This is a genomic window from Emticicia soli (genome assembly GCF_037860775.1).
GTDB classification, from domain to species: domain Bacteria; phylum Bacteroidota; class Bacteroidia; order Cytophagales; family Spirosomataceae; genus Emticicia; species Emticicia soli.
In genome coordinates this window covers 271,648-279,243 of record NZ_JBBEWC010000010.1, presented here as the reverse complement: position 1 = coordinate 279,243, position 7,596 = coordinate 271,648, and the positions used below count along the sequence as shown (strand labels likewise).

The following is a 7,596-nucleotide window of genomic DNA, read 5'->3' as shown; positions in this document are numbered from 1 at the left end:
TGTTTAAAGTAAAATTAACATTTTAGCTAAATTTTACCTTGACACAGTTTAATTTACAGTCTCTAATCTATTGAAATAATTCATATATTTCATTCAATTAAAAGTTACTGGTAAATTGTTGTTTTTTCTCAAAATATTTAATAATATCCTCTTCAAGCTTTGTATGTTTTATAGGAATATTTTTCTCCCAGAATGAAGCATTATAAGGTGCCTCCTTTATTATTTTCATATCATTTTCTACAAAGGCAGGGTATATAGTTTCTTTACTTAACCCTTCAATTTCTTCGTAAAAAAAGAACCAGACTTTTTCAGTATTTTGTTCGCTTGAAAACTTTTTCCCGACCTTTTCTGAGAGATAAAGATTATCAAACAATGAAAACCCTTTGCTGTCTTCTTTATAATTAATATCTAATGAAATGGTTCGTGATACATTTCTTGATTTGGGATAATTATAGTCACCTAGTATGCGACATAAATTATCCTTTGAGGTCCAGATGAATATTTCTCCTTCAAATTGAGGGTATACATATTCTTTTGCTTTAGGTTTACAAGATATTACTGCAATTTCTTTTTCACTACCAGGATTGATATAGTGCTTCAGCTTAAATGAATAGGTTTCGGTAATGTCTACTATATTAAGTGGAAAAAAAGGCTTTTTGAATATAATACTGGAATGTAAAAAGCTTAACACAGAGATATTAGGAACAGTATATTTCTGAACTTCCATTTGAGCATACCTCACATTAGTAGGTTGCCATTTGTCTACTCCGAATTGCCCCCATGAAGCGTTTAAAAACATCTCTTGAAGTTTGGTATATTTCCCATTAAAAGAAGAAACTTTTTGATAGAAAGCTTTGAAATAGTGCCTTTTAGAAGTATCATTTAAGGCTTTTCTTATAGTGTTATTTATAATAGATATAGCAGGATTGCCTGTCTTAACTTCAGCTAATTTAATAATCGCAATAGGTAATTGTATCTCCTGAAAATCAGTAGTAATTACTTTTTTTTGTTTTTGTTGGTAGCTTACATGGCTAAAATTCAATATTACGGGCAGTTTTTCAACACTTATTTGAAATTCGCCATTTTCATTGGTAATCGTGCCATTCTTAGAATTTACTTCCATAACCCCCACACCTGAAATAGGTTGTTTAGAAAGACTATCGGTAATTACACCTCTTATTAGCTGTTGGCTGAAGCTATCAATAAATGGGAATAGAATTAATCCCAATATAATAGGGAGATAGACCTTTCTTTGTGTCACAATCGTATATTTGTTAGAAAATAAGTAATACAATATTTCAATTAGGAATTTAAAACCCCGATAATAATGTAGGAAATACTATCGGAGTTCTTAAAAGATAGGCTAAATTTTAGGTTGTTTGCTCAGGCATTGGAGTACCACAAGGCACCTGAACCCAGTTTTCATGCCAAACACCATAAATATCATACCTGCCACGATCTTGCCACTCTTGCCCATTCCAACAGTTCTCTAATCTTTGTAGATATTATTGTCTTTTTTTCAATTTTATAGGCGTTAAAACGACCGTGTTATTTTTAGAAAGTTGTTGGTTGAATTTTTCTGAACTATATGCTTTATCACCGACCACAATTTGATTTTTTAATTGGTAAATCATGGGTTTTATAGCTGTTAAATCATTCACACTGGCAGGCGTAAAATCAAAAAAGTTAGGTTTAGGTATTTTTTCAAATCTGTCCTTACCTATCAAATGGAGCTTTACTCCATGATAAAATTGTTTTTTTGCATCGCAATAGCCCTTATCTGCTATCTTAGATGCTACTTTAGCTGTATAAGGGTGTTTGCAAAGCATGATAGGCAATGAATCCACCAAAGATACATTATCATAGCAATCATTAAAATTCATTTGATTCATCAAATGGGAAATAATTACCTCAAAATGCCAGTATATTGCATTAATTCGTGCATTATAAGCTTGATATGACGGCAATTTTGGAAACCATCAGGACCAATGATTGACCATATAATCATAAGTTGAGCGATGGCTATAATGGCCTTCGAAAATACCACATAGGTAAATCGTTATTGCCTCTTGGTCTGTAAATTCAGGACAATTATTATTGCTCTGTCTTTGGAAATGTAAACTCATGTGCGTATCATAGCACTCACAAACAAGGCTGTATGTTTGTATTAATTGTAAAGGTCGCATTTTGCAATTTAACAAAATACTCCTTGTTTGTTTATGATAATTTCAACCCTTGATTCAAATTTAAACTTTGAATATTTAACAACCGCTTGAATTAAGTTTTAAAATTATTAAACAATAAATTCAGGAAAGGATTTTGTTGAAACGCTCCTATTTACAGTTAATCCTTCAAAACTCTTTCTTAAGTCGCTGTAATGATTCAACCCAATAAAACTACAAGCAATTACCATTTATTGTAGTCTTTTAATACGAGTTAATAAATAATTTGCTGATTTGGTTCTTGCCAGTTAATTCTACGAGTACCAGCCATATCAAATAATGCCGATTCAATCATTTGACACATACTATTTAAGGCGAGGTCATTGGCTTCTACTCCAAATGGTTCCTCAATCTCATCCGCAATCGCCTCAAAAGCAACAAAAGTATAAGCAATAAATACGACTATTAAGGGAGTAATCCATGAAAGGCTGTCTACAAATCCAAAGGATAACAAAAAACAGTAAATGTAAATCGTGCGATGCAGCAAAACCCGATAACTATAGGGAATAGGCGTAGATACAATTCTTTCGCATCCCCCCACTACTTCAGCCAATTTATTAAGATTTTCTTCAAAGTATCCTTGCTGAATAGTGTCGATTCTATTTTCATGTCGCATTTTTTGCACCCATTCAGCGATAAGTCTCATCAGTATAACGGGTTTATATTGCGCTTCTACAACTATGTTCATCTGATTTTCGTTCAGCCGTTTTGCCATATCTTGCTGGGGATCTGTGCCTCTCAACTGATGCTTTAATGCATAAGCAAAAGAGCTAAGTAAATGGATCAAATCCACTATACGAGGATCGTCAGTGCTTAAATCAGCTAAAGTAAGAGCTTGTCGGAGTAATGACCTGGTGTGATTCAACAAAGCGCCCCATAACTTTCGTCCTTCCCAAAAACGCTCATAGCTTGCATTATTGCGAAAGCCAAGAAACAATGCTAATACAAAGCCAAATAAAGCAAGTGGAGTTGGATTAAGAGGTACTTTGAATGAAAAAATGGTTCCATGCAGATAGACAATCATCATGGATAAAATAAATAGCAAGCTTAAACGAGGCAATAATTGGGGTAATACCGAACCATGCCAGACAAAAAGCATTTTAAACCAGTGCTCTTTCTTACGAATAATCATGTGTCCTATGAATAGCTTTTGAAATTTCTCTGTTTTTTCAAAAGAATAAAAACTAACTTAAATACCTTCTGATATCTATCTTAGTTCTGTGGTATGCTAACGATTTTTCCCTGCATTCTTTCCTTAACCAGATTAGCAATCATTGAAGAAAAGGCTGATATGTCTTGCTCAGTACTCGCCCTTTCCAAAGCCTGCATATATTCATTTCTTTTTTCTACGGGTATGACAGTCCATGGATAACCACCTGAGGCGAGCATTGTATTCATCAGGAATCTTCCCATTCTACCATTACCGTCCATATATGGATGAATAAAAACAAAAATAAAATGTCCCAACACTGCCCTCACAGAGGGCTCTGGCTCTTGTTCAAGCAGCTCAAATAGTATTGGCATCGTGTCGCGCATTGCATCTACACTTAATGGGACATGCTTTGAATTGCCTATATATACCTGATGACTCCGATAACCCGCCAAATCTGATGCTTTCAATATGCCGACAGTTACACTAGGGTCAAATAGCTCCCTGTACCATTTTGAGTGATCTTTATCAACCTGGCTCCCGGCATTATTGCCTTTTAGTATGTCTCTAATCGTTTCTTTTACACTTTGAAATGCCTGATAATATCCTCTGGCAGCCATAGCATCTCTTTGCTTTCGGTCATCTTCATTTTCTTCGCTATTCCATTCTCCGCTACTCACCTTGGCTATCAATTCAGGCGTTACCTTATACCGCTCAATGGAAAGAGAATGATAGGCATCTGTTACATACATATCATCTATGTCTTTCATATAAGTCTCATGATTATCCGGTATTCCAGGTGATTGGGGAAAATCTCCGATAATTGTATCACGCATTTGAATCCACATCAGCCGTATCCGGTTGATGTAGGGAGATCGTTCTCGTGCTGAAAGTTTGAGTGTTAATTTTTCTAAAAAAGGATCCTCCTCCCGTATATCATATCCTGCTTGTTTGATGGTATCAATGATTTGATCTGCTATTTTCTCACGACCTATATTTCTGAAAGCCCCGGCTAACCTGCCTGCAATCGTGCTGTGTCCATTCTCTAATAAAATGGGTAATACTTCTGAAGCATCGCGTATCAGAGAAAGGGCTGTCCGGGTATCTATTGCATTTCTTGTATAAATTCCCGGTGAACTATAAATTAATGCGGAGGGAAGATTGTACATCCTGATACCATCAACCATTAGAAGATATTCAGCCGATGGCAAGCTGGTTCGTAAATTAAAAAGTGAGGTCTTATGAGGTAATGGTGTGGGCAGGTTATTACCTTTAGGCGAGCGGATTACGAGTTGCTGCGGTACAGCCCGGTTTCCGGCATGAATCATTAGCGACTGATCAGCCGTCAGACACCATTCCTCTCCAAACTTATAGGTAAGGAATTTTACACAAAATTCCCAAAAAGCCGTATACCATGAAGTACTCTCCCCCTCTATTTCTGCCGGATCTGAAGGAATATACCAACCTTTGGTCACCTCTTTCAGAAAACCGTTCTTCATGAGAATTCCCCTATATGCCCTATTGGGAATTTCATCCGTATAAACTCCAGTAATACCTTTGTCCTGCAGGGTTTTCAGGAATTTCAGGGCCTCAATAAATTTTTCCTTTGGTGTGGCCATAATCTATCATCTTTGACTGGTCTCCTCTATTTAACTGCACGCTACTTCAATTTTCCGAGGAGAACTTATTAAATACTTACGTGCTCATCTTATTAAACGACGATGTGGTAAAGTTATTAAATATTGTCGTGATAATCTTATTATACTTCGCAAAATAAATATACTAAGACTTTTTTTACTGCTGTACTTATCAATGTAGCATTTTTTCCTGTAAAAAAGAAATTCAATCTACTCCGGAATATATTAGCAAACGTTTACTTAACTCAAAAGTAAGAGTGAGTGTAATAGACAAGTTTTTGGCCTTATGAGTTTACCAGATAACATGATAAGAGTTATTCAAAAAAATGCACTGCGCATTTTTGAAACAAGAACAGCTTCTGATAAACAACTATTATTTGAGAAACAAAAGGAACTTGAAGCCGAGGATTAAAAATTGTTTGCCATCGAAGAAAAATGAATTACGAATAAAATCTCTTATGACACCAACGAAAGATAGTTCTAAGATTAGTGCCGAATCGCGCTTCGCGTGTCCGATTATTTACCTCACTATAAAACAAAAGCGCTGATAATCAGTTGCACTGAATGGGCTTGCAATCGAACCTTTAATACCATTATTGACTTTTTTATATAATATTTTTGAATTTCAATGATTAATTTTAGAAAGAACCAGTTAATGATAATTATACCTTTTCTAATTAGCTGTTTAATAAATAAAACATTTCTCTGATATATTTAGCCTGAGGTTGTGACTAATAAGAAATTGCATTTAGTTTTGGAAAACCTCTCAGATCGTATAGTATGTTTCTTTTTGACATATTTGAGACAAAAAAATTATATACCTTAATTTTGTAGTATGCTAAAAGGGGTTTCCTTTTGATCAAGATGGGTAATAAATGAAGAGAAAGTCGTTATGTATGCCAATCAAAATTCCGTTTCTCTGCCTTAAATCCTATTGGTATCTTCGAGTTAAACTCTAATAAAGTCTTGTCTAAAAACTCTTCTCAAAAAGTGCTATTACCATAATAGAGTTTATACCGAATAAGAGTTTATGAGTTCCCTATTTAGCAAATACTCATTAAAACCTTATTCGATATAAATACTAACATATAAAACTAATCATTCTAATATACTGTTGACTTTCTTTAATTACTCTACTACCGTTTCTTAAATATTACAATTATTTGGTATGAGCGAGTAAGAAATAAGTTAATTTTTTACTTAATTTCTATGTCCTTGTTGTATTTCTCACTCCATTTTTCAGGCTTTAAAAAAGTCTGAATCCTATCGTTGCCTGTACCAGGGCATTTTTGTAGCGTGGATTGGTCGATGTACCATCGCCTTTATTATTTTGAAGGTCCCAACTGGCTCTTGTTCCAACGACAATTCTGTTAAAGTTGAAATCAATTCCCACAACAGCACCTAAAGTGTTTTTGCGGATATTATCATTATCAAATTCGTTTTCGTTTGTAACACCGCCTAAAGCGCTATTAAAAGCATTCTTCTGTTTCATAAGATAAGAAAATTGCGGGCCAAGTTGGAGAGTCAAAAAACTGACAGGCTTGATTGAAACCAATAGCGGAATATCAAAATAGTGAGTAGTACGGGTAAGATCATAATTACTGCCTAAAAAAGAACCTGTTTGCTTATATCCTTTCTGTGAATACATTATTTCAGGCTGAACCCCAAAAAACCTGCCGATAGGAATAGCCAGAAATAAACCTGCTGCGGCACCAAATTTGCCTTCAGCATCAAATTGTTCGCCTTTTGAATCATATATGTTTGAGTAATTTGCACCCGCTTTTAGTCCAAGTTGAATTTTTGTACGGGCATTTGAGCTATTATCCTGGCCATAAGTATTAATGGCCAGAATGGTAATTGCTGTTGTGATTAAAAATATCGTTTTCATGATTCTATTGTAAAGTTTTGTGAATTAAGTATTTCTACTTTTTGGACAGATGCATTGTATAATATTTGTGCCTATCCATTACTTCCTAATTTGTGTTTTTTACCGTTATGACTTTAAATGCTCTTCCGAGTTCATCCATATCATGGCCAAATTCAATTTTGAATTTCTCCCAACCCTGTCTACCATCGTCTTTATAATCTTCCATTTTCTTTTTCATTTCTCTGTTTTTTAATTTTAATTCGGCAATTTGTTGTTCGTACCTCATTTCCGTTTCTTCATTTTTGTCAGCAATTTTGGCGTTGAACTCAAGAATGCTTTTCTCATTGGCGGCAATTTTCTCTGAAGTTTCTATTCTATAGCTTGCCATATCAGCCCTGTATTCTTCATTAGCTCTGTCTAAATCTTTTTGTGCCATCGCTACCTTGGTTTCGGCATTGTCAAGCTTCTTTTTGTTAGATATACAACTTGTAAATAATGTACTTGCAATAAATGCAATGATTGAAATTCTTATGATTCTATTTTTCATTTTGCTATATTTTTTATTTTTTATATTTAGAAGTTGTTTAGGATTATTTCTTTCGTTTAAAAATGAGTTGTTTTGGCTGCGCCCGCATCAAATAATTTCAATCATAGCTCTGCTATGGTCTTATCATTTGATTTGTTTCGCTCAAAACACCACTATTTTTAAACTGAAATTAA

General features: G+C 34.5%; 6 protein-coding genes. All 6 read right to left on the bottom strand.

Features of this window, described 5'->3' with window-relative positions:
• Nucleotides 1-97 precede the first annotated feature (97 nt).
• The 6 genes from WAE64_RS17730 to WAE64_RS17705 all read right to left on the bottom strand — a co-directional run bounded on the left by WAE64_RS17730 (nt 98) and on the right by WAE64_RS17705 (nt 7,423).
• Nucleotides 98-1,261, bottom strand: a complete 1,164-nt coding sequence (locus tag WAE64_RS17730; RefSeq protein ID WP_340238875.1) for a carboxypeptidase-like regulatory domain-containing protein — start codon at nt 1,259-1,261, stop codon at nt 98-100.
• A gap of 244 nt (nt 1,262-1,505) precedes the next feature.
• Nucleotides 1,506-1,883 carry a transposase gene (locus WAE64_RS17725; protein ID WP_340238873.1) on the bottom strand — a complete coding sequence of 126 codons (378 nt, stop codon included), beginning with the start codon at nt 1,881-1,883 and terminating at the stop codon, nt 1,506-1,508.
• A gap of 553 nt (nt 1,884-2,436) precedes the next feature.
• Nucleotides 2,437-3,354, bottom strand: a complete 918-nt coding sequence (locus WAE64_RS17720) for a bestrophin family protein (RefSeq protein ID WP_340238872.1) — start codon at nt 3,352-3,354, stop codon at nt 2,437-2,439.
• Nucleotides 3,355-3,434: 80 nt separating this feature from the next.
• On the bottom strand, nt 3,435-4,991 hold the full coding sequence (locus WAE64_RS17715; RefSeq protein WP_340238870.1) for a Fic family protein: 1,557 nt from the start codon (nt 4,989-4,991) through the stop codon (nt 3,435-3,437).
• Between the two features lie 1,264 nt (nt 4,992-6,255).
• The gene (locus WAE64_RS17710; RefSeq protein ID WP_340238868.1) at nt 6,256-6,897 is read right to left on the bottom strand and encodes a porin family protein; all 642 of its coding nucleotides are present in this window, start codon (nt 6,895-6,897) and stop codon (nt 6,256-6,258) included.
• 85 nt (nt 6,898-6,982) lie between these two features.
• Nucleotides 6,983-7,423 (bottom strand): sll1863 family stress response protein, encoded by a 441-nt coding sequence (locus WAE64_RS17705; RefSeq protein ID WP_340238866.1) that lies wholly within the window; start codon nt 7,421-7,423, stop codon nt 6,983-6,985.
• Nucleotides 7,424-7,596: the final 173 nt, after the last annotated feature.